Annotated in this window: 8 protein-coding genes; 3 read left to right on the top strand and 5 right to left on the bottom strand. The window is 58.8% G+C overall.

The genetic code is table 11. The features are described from left to right. Positions 1 to 4 precede the first annotated feature (4 nt). The 5 genes from ABIA40_RS08330 to rfbC form a co-directional block, all read right to left on the bottom strand. Entirely contained in the window at positions 5 to 6,529 is a 6,525-nt protein-coding gene (locus tag ABIA40_RS08330; protein ID WP_404546187.1) for a DUF4082 domain-containing protein, read from the bottom strand. Between the two features lie 866 nt (positions 6,530 to 7,395). Next, positions 7,396 to 8,283 carry a glucose-1-phosphate thymidylyltransferase RfbA gene (rfbA, locus tag ABIA40_RS08325; protein WP_157280437.1) on the bottom strand — a complete coding sequence of 296 codons (888 nt, stop codon included), beginning with the start codon at positions 8,281 to 8,283 and terminating at the stop codon, positions 7,396 to 7,398. Then, positions 8,192 to 9,178: a dTDP-4-dehydrorhamnose reductase gene (gene rfbD, locus ABIA40_RS08320; RefSeq protein ID WP_271544328.1), complete on the bottom strand. Its 987-nt coding sequence runs from the start codon at positions 9,176 to 9,178 to the stop codon at positions 8,192 to 8,194. The genes rfbA and rfbD overlap by 92 nt, the downstream gene beginning before the upstream one ends. Before the next feature lie 7 nt (positions 9,179 to 9,185). Continuing rightward, complete coding sequence (gene rfbB / locus ABIA40_RS08315; RefSeq protein WP_404540493.1) at positions 9,186 to 10,244, bottom strand: dTDP-glucose 4,6-dehydratase; 1,059 nt, start codon at positions 10,242 to 10,244, stop codon at positions 9,186 to 9,188. A 14-nt stretch (positions 10,245 to 10,258) separates the two neighbouring features. Further along, on the bottom strand, positions 10,259 to 10,816 hold the full coding sequence (gene rfbC / locus ABIA40_RS08310) for a dTDP-4-dehydrorhamnose 3,5-epimerase (RefSeq protein WP_404540490.1): 558 nt from the start codon (positions 10,814 to 10,816) through the stop codon (positions 10,259 to 10,261). A gap of 341 nt (positions 10,817 to 11,157) precedes the next feature. Here rfbC and ABIA40_RS08305 point away from each other — a divergent pair, with 341 nt between their 5' ends. The 3 genes from ABIA40_RS08305 to ABIA40_RS08295 all read left to right on the top strand — a co-directional run bounded on the left by ABIA40_RS08305 (position 11,158) and on the right by ABIA40_RS08295 (position 17,202). After that, complete coding sequence (locus ABIA40_RS08305; RefSeq protein ID WP_271545081.1) at positions 11,158 to 13,494, top strand: AAA family ATPase; 2,337 nt, start codon at positions 11,158 to 11,160, stop codon at positions 13,492 to 13,494. A gap of 78 nt (positions 13,495 to 13,572) precedes the next feature. Further along, on the top strand, positions 13,573 to 15,585 hold the full coding sequence (locus ABIA40_RS08300) for a hypothetical protein (protein WP_404540487.1): 2,013 nt from the start codon (positions 13,573 to 13,575) through the stop codon (positions 15,583 to 15,585). Between the two features lie 147 nt (positions 15,586 to 15,732). Further along, positions 15,733 to 17,202 carry an exopolysaccharide biosynthesis polyprenyl glycosylphosphotransferase gene (locus ABIA40_RS08295; protein ID WP_271544336.1) on the top strand — a complete coding sequence of 490 codons (1,470 nt, stop codon included), beginning with the start codon at positions 15,733 to 15,735 and terminating at the stop codon, positions 17,200 to 17,202. Positions 17,203 to 17,236: the final 34 nt, after the last annotated feature.

Here is a 17,236-nt window from a genome sequence, read left to right as displayed (position 1 = left end):
TCTCCTATGCTGCTAGCTGGGGTCTGAATAGGACGTCCACGGCGTAACTCGTCGCGTTGAAACTGCTCGTCGGGAACAAACTATCGGTCCCATACGCGTAGACGCCGTTGCCGCCGCTCGACGACGACGACGGAGCCGTTAGCGGTCCGCTCGTGAAGGAGCTGGCGAAGAGGTTTGGATCCGCAGAATAGCCTCCCGCACTGTGGTAAGACGCAATATACGTGGTCCCCGCCGCGATCGTCACCGGAGTGCTGAAGTTGACCTGCTGCCAGCCGCTCGCCGTTTCGTTGGTGAACGTGGCCGTCGCCAGAAGCGTGCCGGTACTGCTCCACAGATCGGCAACGTGCGTCCCCGTGTTGGACGGTCCCTTGTAGAAACGTAGCCCCATGATATCACCTGGGGTGGAGGCCTGGAATTTCATACCAACCTCGATCGCCTGGCCATCATTGGCCGATACAACACTCGGCGTGGGATTGGAGCTGAACAGGCTAGCGACGTTGGACGATGGGGCATGCACCGTCACGTTGACGGAGGCGCTTGCGGTGCCGCCCCGGCCGTCTGAGATGGAGTAGTCGAAAGAAGTCGGCCCGGTAAAGCCGCTCGCTGACGTAAACGTTACCGAATTGTTCTGGGCGTTGAAGCTGGCGGTCCCATTGGCGGCACCGCTCACGCCAGTGATCGTCAGAGCGTCTGCGTTCGGATCGGTATCGTTGGCAAGCAGTGCCGCCCCGTCGATAGTAAAAGGGACGCCTTGAGTGGCGTGGAAGCCGCTGTCAGTCGTAGCCACCGGCTGCTGGTTGCTGCCGCTGGTTCCGTTGAAGACGACGTCGACCCAGTAATTGCTGGCGTTGTACGTGCTGGTCGGGAACAGATTGCCGGCGCCGTAGGTGTAGACGCCGTTGATGCTCGCAGGAGCCGTGAGCGGACCGCTGGTGCGCGCGGTGGTAAAGTAGTTGGTGGTGGACGCATAATGGCCATTGCTGTGAAAGCTCGCCACGTAGGTCGTGCCAGCCGAGATGGACACGGGATTGTTGAATGTGACGGTCTGCCAGCCACTGCTGCCCTCGTTGGTGAACGTCGCGCTCGCCAGCAGCGTGCCGGTACTGCTCCACAACGAGCCCGTATGAGTTCCGGGATCGTTTGCACTCTTGTAGTACTTGACGCCAGTGATCGTGCCGGCCACGGAGGACGTGAATCTCACGCCAAGATTGACTTGCGACGCATCGGAATCCGACAGGATGGCCGGCGTGTCCGAGCTCGAGAACAGGCTCACGGTTGAGGGCGTTGTCGTCACCGTGAGATTGAACGTCTCGCTGGCTGACAGGCCGCCGAGATCGGTGACCGAGGCCTTGATGCTGAGGGTGCCAACATTGCTGGACGTTGGTGTACCGCTGAAGGTCCGCGTCGAGGCATTGAAGGTCAGCCATGCGGGAAGTGCCGTGCCGTCGGCGGCTGTCGCCGTGTAGGCGAGCGAATCCCCGGAATCGACGTCGGTGAAGGTACCCGCAGGCAGCGTCAAGGAGAATGGCGTACCGACCGTTGCGGTCTGATTGCCGGTCTGGGCGGCCAGCACCGGCGCGTCGTTGGCGCCATGGATTGTGACGGTGAGCGTGGTCGATGACGTAGCGCCGGCGGCATCGCGCATCGTATAATTGAAGATATCGCTGAGCGTGTCGCTCGATTGCCGCAAGGCCTGCACGGCCGCATTGGTCTCGTTGACCGTATATGTGAAGCCGCCCGAGGCATTGAGCACAAGGCTGCCGTGGGCTCCAGACAGCGCTGAACCGAGTGTGCCGCCGGTCGAGCCGAAGCTGACGGCGGTGACCGTCTTGGTATCGCCCGCGTCGGGATCGGTATCGTTGGCCAGCACGTTGCCAGTCGCCGCCGTGCCACCGACGCTGTTGCTCACGCCGCCCTTTTCGGTGGCATCACCGCTGTCGGCGACCGCGGTTGGCGCCGTATTGTTGGGACTGGAGGAGCCGTTGAAGACGACGTCGACCCAGTAATTGCTGGCGTTGTACGTGCTGGTCGGGAACAGATTGCCGGCGCCGTAGGTGTAGACGCCGTTGATGCTCGCAGGAGCCGTGAGCGGACCGCTGGTGCGCGCGGTGGTAAAGTAGTTGGTGGTGGACGCATAATGGCCATTGCTGTGAAAGCTCGCCACGTAGGTCGTGCCAGCCGAGATGGACACGGGATTGTTGAATGTGACGGTCTGCCAGCCACTGCTGCCCTCGTTGATGAACGTCGCGCTCGCCAGCAGCGTGCCGGTACCGCTCCACAACGAGCCCGTATGGGTTCCGGGATCGTTTGCACTCTTGTAGTACTTGACGCCAGTGATCGTGCCGGCCACGGAGGACGTGAATCTCACGCCGAGATTGACTTGCGACGCATCGGAATCCGACAGGATGGCCGGCGTGTCCGAGCTCGAGAACAGGCTCACGGTTGAGGGCGTTGTCGTCACCGTGAGATTGAACGTCTCGCTGGCTGACAGGCCGCCGAGATCGGTGACCGAGGTCTTGATGCTGAGGGTGCCAACATTGCTGGACGTTGGGGTACCGCTGAAGGTCCGCGTCGAGGCATTGAAGGTCAGCCATGCGGGAAGCGCCGTGCCGTCGGCGGCTGTCGCCGTGTAGGCGAGCGAATCCCCGGAATCGACGTCGGTGAAGGTACCCGCAGGCAGCGTCAAGGAGAATGACGTACCGACCGTTGCGGTCTGATTGCCGGTCTGGGCGGCCAGCACCGGCGCGTCGTTGGCGCCATGGATCGTGACGGTGAGCGTGGTCGATGACGTGGCGCCGGCGGTGTCGCGCATTGTGTAATTGAAGATATCGCTGAGCGTGTCGGTCGACTGCCGCAAGGCCTGCACGGCCGCATCCGTCTCGTTGACCGTATATGTGAAGCCGCCCGAGGCATTGAGCACAAGGCTGCCGTGCGCTCCAGACAGCGCTGAACCGAGTGTACCGCCGGTCGAGCCGAAGCTGACGGCGGTGACCGTCTTGGTATCGCCCGCGTCGGGATCGGTATCGTTGGTCAGCACGTTGCCAGTCGCCGCCGTGCCACCGACGCTGTTGCTCACGCCGCCCTTTTCGGTGGCATCACCGCTGTCGGCGACCGCGGTTGGCGCCGTATTGTTCGGACTGGAGGAGCCGTTGAAGACGACGTCGACCCAGTAATTGGAGGATCTGAAGGTATTCGTCGGGAACGTGCTTCCGGATCCGTAGGCATAGACCCCGTTGCTGCCAGCCGGAGCCGTTAGCTGCCCGTTGGCAAGCGATGTCGCGAAATAGTTCTGGGTACCGGAATAATTGCCGTTGGTGTGGTAGGATGCGACATAGGTGGTGCCTGCCGTAATCGCCACAGGCGTGGAGAAGTTGACCTGTTGCCAGCCGCTGGCTGTCTCGTTCGTGAATGTCGCAGTTGCGAGCAGGGTTCCGGTCGAGCTCCAGAGATCCGCAATATGGGGACCCGTATTCAACGATCCCTTGTAGAAGCGCAGGCCGGTTATCGTCCCGTTTACCGATGCGGTGAACTTGACTCCGACTTCGACGGAGCTGGTATCCCCGGAATTGGGGACGCTTGGCGCATCATTGGTGCCGAACAGGCTCTGCGCGAAGACCGGATAGTTGACCTTGAGGGACACTTGGCCGGAACCACTTTGGCCGCTCGTGTCTGTGATCGTGTACGTGAAACTCGCCGCGCCGGCATAGCCATTGGTAGGAGCAAAGGTCACCGTCTGGTTCTGCGAGTTGTAGCTTACGCTTCCGTTGACCGAGTTACCGACGCTGGTGAGCGAGAAAGCCAGCCCGGAGGGATGGGTGTCGTTCGCAAGCAACGTCGATGCCGCAATATTCAGCAAGCCATTCTGGGTAACCGTGAAGCCACTGTCGCCATTAGCTTGTGGCGAAGCCACGCCTGAATCATCGAAAACGACGTCTACCCAGTAATTCGGGGCTTTCGTGGAGGAAACGTTGCCGGGGAAGGTCGGGCCGCTGCCATAGGCATAGACACCGTTAAGGCTGCTACCCGGCGCGGTGAGCGCACCTTTCGTAACGCCTCCATAACCGATGAAGTAGAAGTCGGTTGCGGAATAGTGACCGGTGTTCGCGTGGTAGGAAGCAACATACGTCGTGCCAGCGTTCACACTGACAGGCGTGGCGAAATTAACCTGCTGCCAGCCGCTCGCGGTTTCGTTGGTGAAGGTGGCGCTCGCAAGCAGCGTGCCGTTTGCGGTCCAGAGATTTCCGCTGTGGGTGCCAGTATTCTGAGGCCCTTTGTAGAAGCGAATGCCGGTGATCTTCCCCGACACGGCCGGGACGAATCTGACGCCAAGCTCAACCGAGGCGGAGTCGCTGTCTGAGAGCAACGCAGGCGTATCGGTGCTACTGAAGAGTGTCAGGTTGGAAGATGGTGTGACCGTGTAGGTTGCGCCCGCACCGGATGTTTCCAGGTTCAGGCTGTCGTCCACCGCCCTGGTTTTGAGATTATAGGTCCCTTGGGCCCCTGTGACGAACGTGTATGACCAGGTCACGGTCGCCGCGCCGACATTGCTGTTGGTTGGGTGCCAGGTGCTTCCACCATCTGTAGAAATTTCGACGCCGGCAATCTTTCCGCCCGCGTCATTGGCCGTTCCCGTCACCGTGATCGATTGCCCCTCGACAACGCTGGCGGCGGAGAGATTGCCGATACTAGACGTCGGCGCCGCTGTGTCGGTCGACCGAATCGCGGCCGTCAGGTTTGCTTGCAGCGTCGCCGGCTGAACGCCCATATCAGCGAAAAGGTTGACCATCGCCTGCTGGACATTAGGGTCTACCGGAGTCGCAGGTCCGTCGTGGTCGCTTGCAAGCGCCCACGGCCAGTTGATCGAACCTGCCGAGAATATCAGTGCGCCACTGACGGGATCCCGATGCAGCACGAGATTGTGGGTTGCCGTGCCGTTTGCGAACGAGTTGCCATAATCGAGGAGAAGCTGTCCATTCACCTGCAATGTGGTAGATGAGACACTCATCAACCCCGCTGGGCGAAATCCGTTGTCCGGCGCCGTGTCCCATTCAACGCCTAACAGGCCAGGTACCAGCGAGGCGGTCTGCCCGGGTGACGTTTGCGCGACGGCCGTATTGCGCCAGAAGCGCAATTGGGTCATCGGATACGGTATCGTGATCGTATCATACCGGAATGCATTGACCGCGAACAATGTACCGGTCAACTCGTTCGAAGGGAGAGGCGGACCGAACCGCGGGTCAGAGTAATTGCCGGTCGCCTGTCCTGTTGGATCAATCAACGCATTTGCGTGCGTATCCTTGTAGCTAATGAGTGTGCGATTGGCTGATCCGCTGCCATCGATGCTGGGTGCCAACCTTGTTTTCCAATAGATCTCGTTGCCCGTGAGAAAGGCAAGGTTCACGCCAGCATGCGCTGCGGCCTGTACGTTGGCACGCTGAGCTTCGGTCCAATACTCGTCATGCCCCGCGTCCATGAAGACTTTGTGATTGAGCAACAACGAGCCGTTCGTCGCAGCATCGATTCCCGAAATGTAAGAAACGTCGTACCCGTTTTGCTCGAGCCACTGAATGGCTGCAAACTCAGCCGTGAACGGGGAGTCTCCCCCCTCGGAAAAGGTTCCCTCGCCGTCACGCGTTATGAGGGGACGATTGTAACTGACCGCGTAGGCTGATCCACGGACGCCCGGACCATTCCCGAAATATAGGTTGGCCCCTCCCCAGCCGTTGTAGGCTTGCCAGTCCTGATCACTTGTCTGGAGGACGATGTCGCTGTGCGATGCGTCGTTCCTTATGATGAATGGGATCTGGAAAATCTCGTTGCCGTTGACGACGCTGGCGATGTAGACGCCCGAGACCGCATCGCTCGGTACGCTCCAGGAATCGGTCACGCTCCAATTGCCGGCATCGACGAGGCCGGTCGACGGATCGCGCAATGGATCGGGTTGGACGACCGCCGTTGCGGCCTGATGCTGCAGGCTCGTAACCAGCCTGGCACCATCCCCGCCGTAATAGCCGAGCCGGAAGACATCGACGCGATAGTTCGGGTTGCCGGTCAGGTTGTTGATCTTGAATTGGACCGTCCCTCCGACATTGGTGCTGATCGCTGTCGCAAACCCTTCGGTCAGAGTTGAATTCTCGCCCGGCTGAATCTGCCAGACACTCTTCGGCGTACCTGGCTTCTGGTTTTCCAGCACGATGGGATTCGTGGGCGGATCGGAAACAATGGTGCCTCCCTGCCCATTGCTTTCAAACTTCCAATTCGAGTTCATCCCCGAGAACAGCAAGGAGACATTGGCCGCACCATTGCTGAAATCGACCGTGCTGATGTTCGAGCTATTGTCGTAGTGGACGGTCGCCGACATCGACGATGTAAAGGGAAGATCCTTCAAGTCGATGAGGTTGCCTGGCGCAAGCGGCGCTCCCGGCGACGAACCCGCGATCAAGCCGTGGAAGTTGGCCGACTGATCGAGGACAAGCGTGCCAGTTCCCGTTTCGAACGACACCGTTATGCCGGAGAACGATCCATTCAAGAACTGGCCGGAAACCGAACCTCCGATATCCAGGATCGCCTTGTCTGCAATCTCGAAAGATCCAGAACCGCTGACGTCACCCTTGAACTCCCCGGTCGGAATGCGATTGCCGAGGAACGCTCCTACCTCGACTGTCCCATTGTTCAGCACATCGCCTTCGACGATAAACGGCGAGCCGGCATCCAACGAAAGCGTCGCACCTGCATCGAGGATCAGACTCCCAATATCAACACCGGCCGAGCTCGTGACGACATACGTTCCTGCCGCATCGAGGAAGGCAGCGTCGATGGCGCCTGGGAGCCCGGCGCTCCAGTTCGCTGCGACATTCCAGGCGCCGTCAGTCGGATGGACCCAGTGAGTGGCGCCGGGAGTGGAAGCCGATTGTGATTTCTGCGCCGCTTCGCCCGCCACAGATGAGAACGTTGGCGCCAGGCCATTATGACCGCTCGTCAAAGACGTCGAAGACAGCAGCGCAGGCAGTCGCGAGCGGGAAGGTGCAGCGAAGAGAGCGGGCATAACGCCGCGCAAGCCCGCCGAGTCGGCCCGAGACGTCCGTTCGAAGAACGAGGCGTCCCCCCCTGCCGCGAATGACCCGCTTACTGACCGATCAACAACCCGCGGAGCCCAGAGGCCAAGTGCGTCGAAACTCGCGAAAGCGCTGGCGAACGGCGATTCCTGCCAAAGGGCTGGAATATCCTGCTCCCAAAAAACGTGCCGAGTTCCCCGGCCGAAGGCGGTCGCCTTTTGAATCAGCATGAGCATACCGATTAAATGATTAATCGCCTCTTAATATTTTAATTGCATTTTAAACCACGGTCAATTCAATACATATAATTTAAGCCGGCATCGATATCGGCCGAGTGGTGCTAACGCGAGGCAAACTGCGGCAGTCGCGTGATTTCGCTCAGATATTTGCCGTAGCCGCTCTTCTCCAACGGTTGAGCCAACGCTAGAAGTTGATCGCGATCAATGAAGCCAAGTCTGAACGCGACCTCTTCGAGGCACGCAATCTTCATTCCCTGCCGCTTTTCCAGGGTCTGGACGAACGTCCCTGCGTCGATGAGAGATTCGACCGTGCCGGTATCCAACCACGCAAATCCCCGCCCCATGCGTTCAACGTGGAGCGTATTGGCCGAAAGGTAACGCATCTGAAGATCGGTAATCTCGAGCTCGCCGCGCGCCGATGGCTCGACACGGCGAGCGTAGCGGACGACGCGGTTGTCGAAAAAATACAGCCCTGTGATTGCCCAGTTCGAAGCCGGCCGTTTGGGTTTCTCTTCGATCGACACGGGGCGGTCCGCTTCATCAAACGCGACCACGCCGTACCGTTCTGGGTCTCGCACGTGATAGGCAAAGACGGTTGCGCCTTCCGCGCGACCTGCCGCCCTGGCAAGCAACTCGCTCAGGCCATCGCCGAAGAAAATATTATCCCCAAGCACCATCGCCACGCGATCGCTTCCGATGAAATCGGCCCCGACAATGAACGCGTCTGCCAGACCAGCGGGTCGGGTTTGTTCGGCATAGCTAAGCTTGATCCCCCATTGGCTGCCGTCGCCTAGCAATCCCTCGAACTGAGACCGATCCGAAGGCGTGGTAATGATCAGAATTTCGCGGATCCCTGCCAGCATCAGCGTCGACAGGGGATAGTAGATCATGGGCTTGTCATAGATCGGGAGCAACTGCTTGCTGACCACTCGTGTGATCGGATAGAGGCGCGTTCCGCTGCCGCCAGCCAGCACGATTCCCTTCAGCATCGGTTTCTCCTCCGACCAGCTGGTCCAGACAAGCTTGGAGTGAATGGCGCCAAGGCGCCAGGCGAATCCCGAACACGCGTTCGGCCTTGGATGAGTCCAGGCGCGAGTTCCGAGGCCGACGCGCAGCGGTCGGAAACTCCTCAGTCGTTATCGCCTCGAGCGCCCGAATCCGCGCTCCACGACGGGAACACTCGTGGAAGATTGCCTGCGCAAAATCGTGCCAGCTTGCCTCACCTTGGCCACCGAGATGAAAGATCCCGGCGGTGGCCCTGCGATCTTCCGTTACTGACTGTTGTGCGATCCGGAGGACGGCTTCCGCGAGGTCGAACGCGTAAGTCGGGTTACCATGTTGGTCGCTGACAACCCTCACGACCTGCTGCGTCTCGCATAGCCGCAGCATCGTTCGGACGAAGTTGCTGCCATAGGGACTGTAAAGCCAGGAGCATCTGATCACGGTCGCGAGCGGGTGCGCTGCCAATACAGCAGCCTCCCCAGCAAGCTTGGATGCGCCGTAGACGTTCAACGGCGCCGGAATGTCGCTTTCGTCGTACGCCTCGGGTTTCGCACCGTCGAATACATAGTCGGTCGAGAGATGGATGAGCGGAATGTTCATTTGCCACGCGACATCCGCCAGCGCGGCCGCGCCATCGCGATTGATGCTGAAGGCCCTCGCCACTTCAGATTCGGCCTGATCTACCGCCGTATAGGCGGCCGTGTTGATGATCGCAGACGGCCCGATCGACGCAATGAGCTTGTCGATACCTTCCCGGTTCTCTAGATCGAGTTCTGGGCGCCCGAGAGCGATCGCAGGCAAACCGCGCCTTGTGGCAAGATCACGAAGGCACATTGCCAGCTGACCATTCCGTCCGGCAAAGAGGATTGGTCGATCTGTCATCTCGACCTCAGCTTTGGGCGGCCAGGAGACCCAGACGCGAGCCGTCATAGACTCCGCTGCGAGCACGCTCCCACCAGGCACGGTTCTTGAGATACCATCCGACGGTTTCGAACAGGCCGTGTTCGAAGGTTCTGATCGGTTTCCAGCCGAGCTCGCGATGTGCTTTCGATGCGTCTATTGCATAGCGGGCATCATGCCCGGGTCGATCCGGCACGAACGTAATGAGAGAACGTCTGCACCCTGCGCCCGGAGATAAGCGATCCACAACGTCACAGATCCGGGTGACGACCTCCAGGTTGGATCGCTGGGCATCTCCGCCGAAGTTGTACTTCTCGCCGGGCCTTCCTTCGTGCAAAAGTCGTATCAAGCCCGCGGCATGATCATCGACGTGAAGCCAGTCGCGGATATTCCTTCCGTCGCCATAGACCGGCAGAGGCTTCCGGTCGATCGCATTGAGAATCGTCAGCGGGATGAGCTTTTCCGGAAACTGATACGGCCCGTAATTGTTCGAGCAGTTCGACACGATCACCGGCAGGCCGTAGGTCCGAAACCATGCGAGTGCGAGGTGGTCCGCGGCGGCCTTGCTCGCCGAATAGGGCGAGCTCGGCCTGTAGGGCGTATCCTCGCGAAATAGATCATCTGGTCCCAACGAGCCGTAGACTTCGTCTGTCGACACATGGATGAATCGGAAGTGCTTCCGCCTCGAAGCCGGTAGGCGTTCGTAGTAGGCTCTGGCCGTCTCCAAGAGCGTGTAGGTGCCAACCACATTGGTATTGACGAAGGCGTCGGGTCCGTTGATGGAGCGGTCGACGTGGCTTTCGGCGGCCAGATGTATGATCGCGTCAGGCTCATAGTCGGCGAACGCAAGATCCATGGCCGCGCGATGGCAGATGTCGGATTGCAGGAACGCATAAGTCTCCAGCTTCTCGATGCTCGCGAGCGAAGCCAGATTGGCTGCATACGTCAACTTGTCTATGTTGATCACTGCGGCACCAGTCTGTAGCACCAAACGGCGACAGACCGCAGAACCGATAAAGCCCGCTCCGCCGGTCACCAAGATACGCATTCTACTCGTCTCCACTAGTCGAAAACGCAACCGAGCTGGCTGAGCGTAGGAAGAGTCTGATCCTTTGGCGACACGTGGGCTTCTGAGGGCGTCACGGGCCACTCGATCGCTAATGTTGAATCAGCCCAGTAAACGCCGCCGTCATGACTTGGGGCATAGACCTGGTCGACTTTGTATAAGACGACGGTTTTGGGCTGCAGCGTACAGAAGCCGTGCGCGAACCCCTTCGGAATGAATACCTGCTCGCCGCGTTCACTATCCAGCTGTATCGAGATGTGCTTGCCGAAGCTGGGCGATGAACGCCGAAGGTCAACTGCAATATCGAGAATCGCCCCGCTCAACACCCGGATCAACTTCGCCTGGGCGAAGGGCGGCCGCTGGAAGTGCAGGCCGCGCACCGTGCCGATCCGATCCGAGCTGGACTGATTGTCTTGAACAAAGTCATGGAGAATTCCCTTCTCTGCAAACGCTGATCGCTGGAAGGTCTCAGAGAAGTAACCGCGGGCGTCGGAAAACCGATCTGTGCGAATGACTTTGACATCAGGGATCGCCAAGGATCGCAGCTCCAACATTGGGTACCCTTCTGCCCGCTCTCAATTCGTTGAGGCGGACCATAATCCCCGTCGAGATTAATCTTTCACGCTCACAATCAACCACGAAACCGTCGCACGATTTCGGCGAAAGCCGTTGATCAGCCTGCAAGTCACGGAAATCTCAGGGCATTAGCAAACGCCCCTTTGAGCAAAACCGCCACACCTGCATTTTTCATCTCCGCTTAGATTAATATATTGTCTATTTAATTTGGCAAGCAGGTTTTTATAAGGTATATAATTTCATACCATCTCGCAGATCGCTTTAAATGCCGCCTGCGGGCGGGCGGGCGCAATGTGACCAATCGTCGGACAGGTACGTGATGCTTCAGAACAATCTTCAACATGCGGATAGAATGCGGCTGCCGGTGAACGGACCGGCTCAACCCGCCCAGGCAGACGGCGGAGGGATCACCGACATCATCAATTTCGGCATCGGGCTTCTACGGCGCCAGTATCTCGTAATCCTTGTTACCGCCGTACTCGCCACTGCGGCCAGCTTGCTCTATCTCCGTTTGGTCTCCCCAACCTATACGGCGCAGGTTCAGATCCTGTTGGCCAATCCCAGGCCTCAATTTGTCCAGCAGCAATCACTCCTTGCCGAACCGGCCTTCGATCTCAGTCAAATCGAGACCCAGCTTCAGCTCCTGAGGTCAAAGGCCAATGCGGTTGCGGTAATCGACAAGTTGAAACTGGCCGACGATCCGGACTTTAGCGCGTCCGGCCTCACTTTGCAGGCGATCTGGCAACGAATTTGGCCATGGCCGTCGATCAGATCGAAGAAGGATGCGCCACACGAGACGAATGGCGAACCGTCGGACACTCTCGTAGACGCATTTCTCAGTCGGCTTTCCGCTGGACGTGTCGGGTACAGCCGGGTCATTGAGATCAGCTACAGTTCGAGCAACGCAGCTCGAGCCGCGGAGATCGTGAATGCGATAGCCGACACTTATGTTGCAGACCAGCTCAATGCAAAATTCGACGCCAATCGCAAGGCAACCAGTTGGCTGCAGGAGAGGCTGCGTGATCTCGGCGACCAAGCCCTCGCCGCGCAACGTGCCGTCGACGTCTACAAGGCTCAGAACAACATTGTTTCTCTGGGTGGAAAGCCCATCGACGAGCAGCAGATCACGGAGATCAACAATCGACTGGCCGCCGCACGTGCTCAGACATCTGAAGCCACCGCCAAGTTGGCTCGTTATGAAACTCTCCTTGCCGTCGACCCGAAAAGGCCGTCCTCGATAGACAATCTGGATGCTATCGGGACGGATGCGCTGAACAGCCAGATTATTACGGGGCTGCGCCAGCAATATCTGGAGCTCACCAGGCGTGAGGCCGAGTTGGCCGCGAGAGTCGGTCGTGACCACTTGGCAGTCGTCAATATCCGGAACCGCGCACGAGAGTTCCGCGTCTCCATTTTTGACGAGGTCAAGAGACTTGCCGAGGTCAGCCGAAGCGAATTCGAACTGGCTAAACAGCGCCAGGAAGAGATCGAAAAGCAATTGACCAAAGCCGTTTCGCAATCCCGTTCGGTCAATTCTGCTGAGCTGACCATCAAGGACTTGGAAAGCAGGGCAAAGGGCCTGCATAGCTTGTACGAGACCTTCCTTCAGCGTTACATGGGCTCTACACAGCAGGAGACGTTTCCCACCTCGGATACGCGGGTACTTTTTCCGGCTTCGCCGCCGGCGAGCAAGAGCAAGCCGAAAGCAAGGTTGATCCTGGCGTTTGGTATTCTCGGCGGCCTCGCGCTGGGCATCGGCTTGGCGCTCCTCAGAGACCTCATGGACCGCGTCTTTCGGACCTCTTCACAGGTGGAAACCGTACTGGAGTTGCCTTGTCTATCTTTGGTCCCGTTGCTGCCGGCCCGCAAATCTCCCAAACCACCAATCCGCCTTCAGAAGACCGATGATGATGTTCAGCGACGAATAGCCTCGTCTCCAACCGCAATTCATCAGACCGTGGTCGGGATGCCACTATCTCGATATACGGAGGCCATTCGTTCCATCAAGCTAGCCATCGACCACAACCCGGCGAAAATTTCCTCCCAGGTCATCGGCATTACCTCTGCGTTACCGAATGAGGGGAAGACCACGATTGCAGCCTCGCTCGCACAGTTGATCGGGCACACCGGCAAAAGAGTTATCATCGTCGATTGCGACCTCAGGAATCCCTCACTGACCGGCATCTTCGCGCCCAAGGCGGCCTGTGGGATCATCGAAGTTGCAAACGGTAGCCGGTCGCTCGCCGACGCTGTCTGGAGGGACCCGGCGACCAATCTTGCATTTCTGCCCGCCGTGCGCCGGGGACCTTTGCTTCACACCAGCGAAATTCTTTGTGCGGACTCGATAAGCAAGCTCTTCGACCGTTTACGGGCCGAGTATGACTACATCATCGTCGACCTTCCGCCATTGACACCGTTGGTGGATGTTCGAGCCACGTCATCCCTGATTGACTGCTACATTCTCGTTGTTGAATGGGGCCGGACCAAGATTGATGTAGTGCAACACGCACTGCACACGGCACCGAACATTCACGAATCTCTGATTGGGGCAGTTCTCAGCAAGACCGATACCAAGGCGATGGCTCGATATGACGGGCATCGGAGCTACTACTACCATGATAGCCATTACATCCGTTATGGCCTTTCTGGCTCTTGAGGCTGGCTCATAGCGGCCTGCCCCTTTAGCTGGCCTGAGGGACCAGCGGAGTGGCCGCACAACACCACGGGTGTTCACATGATGGTCCGGCTTGTCATATTGGCCGAGTTGGTGGCGATTGCCGCGGCGTTCGCAATGCCGGAGAGCCTGCAGGCCTGGGTATTGATATCGGTGGTACTCGCAACCGCGGCGCTAATGGTCGCGATCTTTCCACCGCCCTCCTCCCTCGGGCTCGCTAAACTACTCCGTCCTAGTCTCGTCGTTGTACTCGCGGCTCCGGCGCTCTGGATGGCTTTGCAGGCGGTGCCGATGCCGATTGGCAAACTCGGCAATCCCATTTGGGCAACTGCATCGGCGACCTTAAACGAGCCCCTCGCCGAAAAAATCACAGTCGACACCACGGCGACCATGGTCTCGCTCGTGCAGTATTGCGCCGTGCTTGCTGCAGCTCTCGCTGCAGCAGTCATCGCGCTTGACCGGTATCGCGCAGCGCAACTGCTACATATTCTGCTGTCGATAGCCACAATCGTTACCGCCTTGTGGTTCGGCAGGGAAATAGCCGGTGTGGCTGGGCCCGATGGCTCGACCGTCGCGGTGCTCGGTGTGTTGCTCTCCTGCGCAACGGCAATTCGTGCGGTCGATCAAATACTCCGACGCAGTCGACCAGGGACAATTGCGCTAGGCCCGCTCCCTGCGCTGTCAGTCGCGACCATCGCATTGATTGTCTGTATGGCGGCGCTGCTCATTCGGGGCAACGCGACTGCAGTCGTCTCGGCCATCCTCGGCTTAGAAATCTTGCTCTCGGTGTTCGCGGTTCGCAGGTGGTTCCCGGGATTGTGGGGTACTGCTGGCGTCCTTGCGACTGCCACGATTGTCTTCATTGCCACGGCTACGGTCATTCCCTTCAGAACGAACACCGACCTGACGATCGTCTTGTCAACGAGCAGTCAGGCCGCAACAGAACGGATGCTGCAGGACGTCGCGCCGGCAGGATCCGGTGCGGGTGCTTCGACGGTACTTTTGCCGATTTACCAGGACGCCGGCGTTGGCGACTCGCCAGAGAGACCAACCGCCGCCGCCACAATCGTTATAGACATGGGATGGGCTTTTCTTTGCGCCGTCGTGGTTGCTGCCTTGCTCTGCGCTACTGTGCTGATCCGACGTGCTCTGTTACGTGCTTACGATTACGTCTTCCCAGCGCTGGGCGCCGGCGCTTTGATTGCAGTGACGATACTCGCGTTCTCCGATCATGGAATTCTGGGATTGGGAGCATCGCTTTTGGTCGCTGCGCTTATTGGTCTGGCGTTCGGTCAAAGCCTCTCCGACGCAGCACGTGATGCCATATCGTCTGGGTCGAAAGCGACGTCTGACCAAATTGCAGATCAAGCACCTGCGCCTCGCCGAACGTTGACCCCAACGCTAGTCGCCATTTGGCCCCGCGTTAGCCTGATGGTACTTGGTATTGTGCTGATCGTGGAAGCAGCGTGGATGGCTCTTCCTGAGCGGTATCTCGGCGCAAGATCGTCTTTGCCGTCAGTTCTGTCGACTGCAGCAGCAGGGCCGAGCGCGATGTCAAAGACGAGTTCCCTTGCGGCAGCGCGTGAAGATCTATGGATCCGAGGGGGATCAAGATTCAACCGGGATTCGGCTCTGGCTGCCGACGAACAAAGGACAGCTCCCCCCATGACTTCGGACGAGTTTGCCCGCGCATTGCGCTCTTCGCCACTCCGCGGTGACATTTGGCTCTTGCTCGCGGCGACGTCGAAGCACAGTTCGCCTCAGCCCAACACGGCAGCGATGCTTAGAATGTCATACTATACTGCGCCGAATGATTTGGACCTGCTTCCGTTGCGCGTATCGGTCGCACTCGCCGCAGATGTCATGGTGCGGGAGCCCGACCTGCGTGAATTGATCAAACGGGACGTCAGCCTCGTCGTTAGACATCGGCCTGCCCTCAAGCCAGCCCTTGTGACCGCGTACCGGTTAGCCTCGGCTGATGGGAAGATCTATTTCGAAGGCCTGATTTCGGAACTCGATCCGGCGTTCCTCGACCAGGTGCACGCGCAGAGTTCGCGAAGGGGTTCTCGCTAACTTCAAGAGCGCGCCTTCAGCCCAAGCCGCGATCGCAGATCGGCGACAAAGGGGCGCACGCCATTAAATGCGCGGAACCGGGGTTTTTGCTTGATAAGAGCGATTAATTAATAAATAATTAAATATTAAATAGCAGAGCCCCGGCACATGAACTTCGTGAACCGACATTTCCCCAATCGGGAGGTTACGGATCGTCTCAGTCCCGAACCGACGGTATCCCGCGAGCCCAAATGGCCCCTCCGTTATGACGCGGTCGAGCACGTGGTGCTCGGTGCTGATGTTGCGACTATTCTGTTTGCCAGCCTCGTCTCTACATTGCTTTACCAAGCTCAGTATGGGCAAGCCGCGGCCAACTTCGCCAACGCGCTTGGCCTGGCGCTGGTTAGCGCAGCTTGTCTCGTTTGCCTGCTGAAGACCTACGGCCTTTATCAGCCGGTTGAGCTCCTCGTCCTCCGGAACCAGATGCGCGCGGTCTGTTTGGCTTGGATGTCCTCAGTACTTTTCATCTTGGCGGTGTACGGCTTCGCAATTCGCCCGGACACCTCTCAGCACCCAGTCCTGCTCTTCGCCGTCTTGGGCCTGAGCTTACTTTTGGGCGAACGGTGGGGAGTCAAGGTGCTTCTCGGAAGGGCCCTGAGCGGCAGGAGGTTCGCCACTACAAACATTGTTCTGATCAGCGATCAACCATTGGCGAAGAACGTGGGATTGTCCGAGACCTTGTCGATGCACGGGTATCTCATCAAGGGACGGTTCAGCTTGCCTCCGTTAGGCTTCGGTCCTGCCTGCCGAAGGCGGCTCACGACGCGCGTCATCGACTACATCCGCACCTGCAATCTCGATCAGGTGGTGGTGGAAGCTGAACCGGAGCGATGGCCCGAACTGCGAGCCTTTGTTGCCGATCTGCGCGTTTTGCCCTTCCCGATTATATTCGTGCCCGTTGGCACGACATCCGAATTGCTTCGACACCCCAAGCGGAGTCTTGGAAGCGCCGTTTGTGTAGAACTCCAGCGTGGCCCCCTCACACCGCTGGAGTGCGCGATCAAGCGGACGATTGACGTAATCGGTGCGGGCCTCGCATTGGTGATGCTCGCCCCGCTGCTTGCGCTCACCGCGGTGGCGATCAAGTTAGATTCCCCCGGGCCTGTATTCTTTCGGCAGCAACGCTGTGGCTTTAACGGCCGAATCTTCTTGATCCGTAAATTCCGGACCATGCGTGTGCTCGAGGACGGACCCGTAATCCTTCAGGCCAACCGCGCCGATCGACGCGTTACCCGCGTCGGCAAATGGCTGCGCCGAATGAGCTTCGATGAATTGCCGCAACTGTTAAACGTTCTCGATGGCAGCATGTCGCTCGTGGGCCCACGTCCTCACGCCGTGGCTCACGACAGTGAATTTGACAAGCTTGTGCGAAACTACGCGCTTCGGCATCGGGTCAGGCCAGGATTGACTGGCTGGGCTCAAGTCCATGGCTGCCGGGGCGCCACTCCCACAGCAGTCATGGTCGAAACACGTGTCCAATATGATCTCTGGTACATCGACAACTGGAGTCTTGGGCTGGATCTCGCAATCCTCCTGCGAACTCCGGTAGAGGTCTTGCGAGGGCGCAATGCCTACTAGAGCACAGATCATGCGAGTAGCGCCTGCCAATCGC

It is taken from the genome of Bradyrhizobium sp. USDA 223, assembly GCF_044909005.1.
GTDB lineage: Bacteria > Pseudomonadota > Alphaproteobacteria > Rhizobiales > Xanthobacteraceae > Bradyrhizobium > Bradyrhizobium yuanmingense.
Note: the sequence above shows the minus strand (reverse complement) of the source record. Positions and strands in the feature narration are given on the sequence as shown.

Bases quoted from the DNA above. Each gene is read 5' to 3' on its own strand.
- rfbA (WP_157280437.1), bottom strand. From the start codon at position 8,283: ATGCTGAAGGGAATCGTGCTGGCTGGCGGCAGCGGAACGCGCCTCTAT.
- rfbD (WP_271544328.1), bottom strand. From the start codon at position 9,178: ATGACAGATCGACCAATCCTCTTTGCCGGACGGAATGGTCAGCTGGCA.
- rfbB (WP_404540493.1), bottom strand. From the start codon at position 10,244: ATGCGTATCTTGGTGACCGGCGGAGCGGGCTTTATCGGTTCTGCGGTC.
- rfbC (WP_404540490.1), bottom strand. From the start codon at position 10,816: ATGTTGGAGCTGCGATCCTTGGCGATCCCTGATGTCAAAGTCATTCGC.
- ABIA40_RS08305 (WP_271545081.1), top strand. From the start codon at position 11,158: ATGCTTCAGAACAATCTTCAACATGCGGATAGAATGCGGCTGCCGGTG.
- ABIA40_RS08300 (WP_404540487.1), top strand. From the start codon at position 13,573: ATGATGGTCCGGCTTGTCATATTGGCCGAGTTGGTGGCGATTGCCGCG.
- ABIA40_RS08295 (WP_271544336.1), top strand. From the start codon at position 15,733: ATGAACTTCGTGAACCGACATTTCCCCAATCGGGAGGTTACGGATCGT.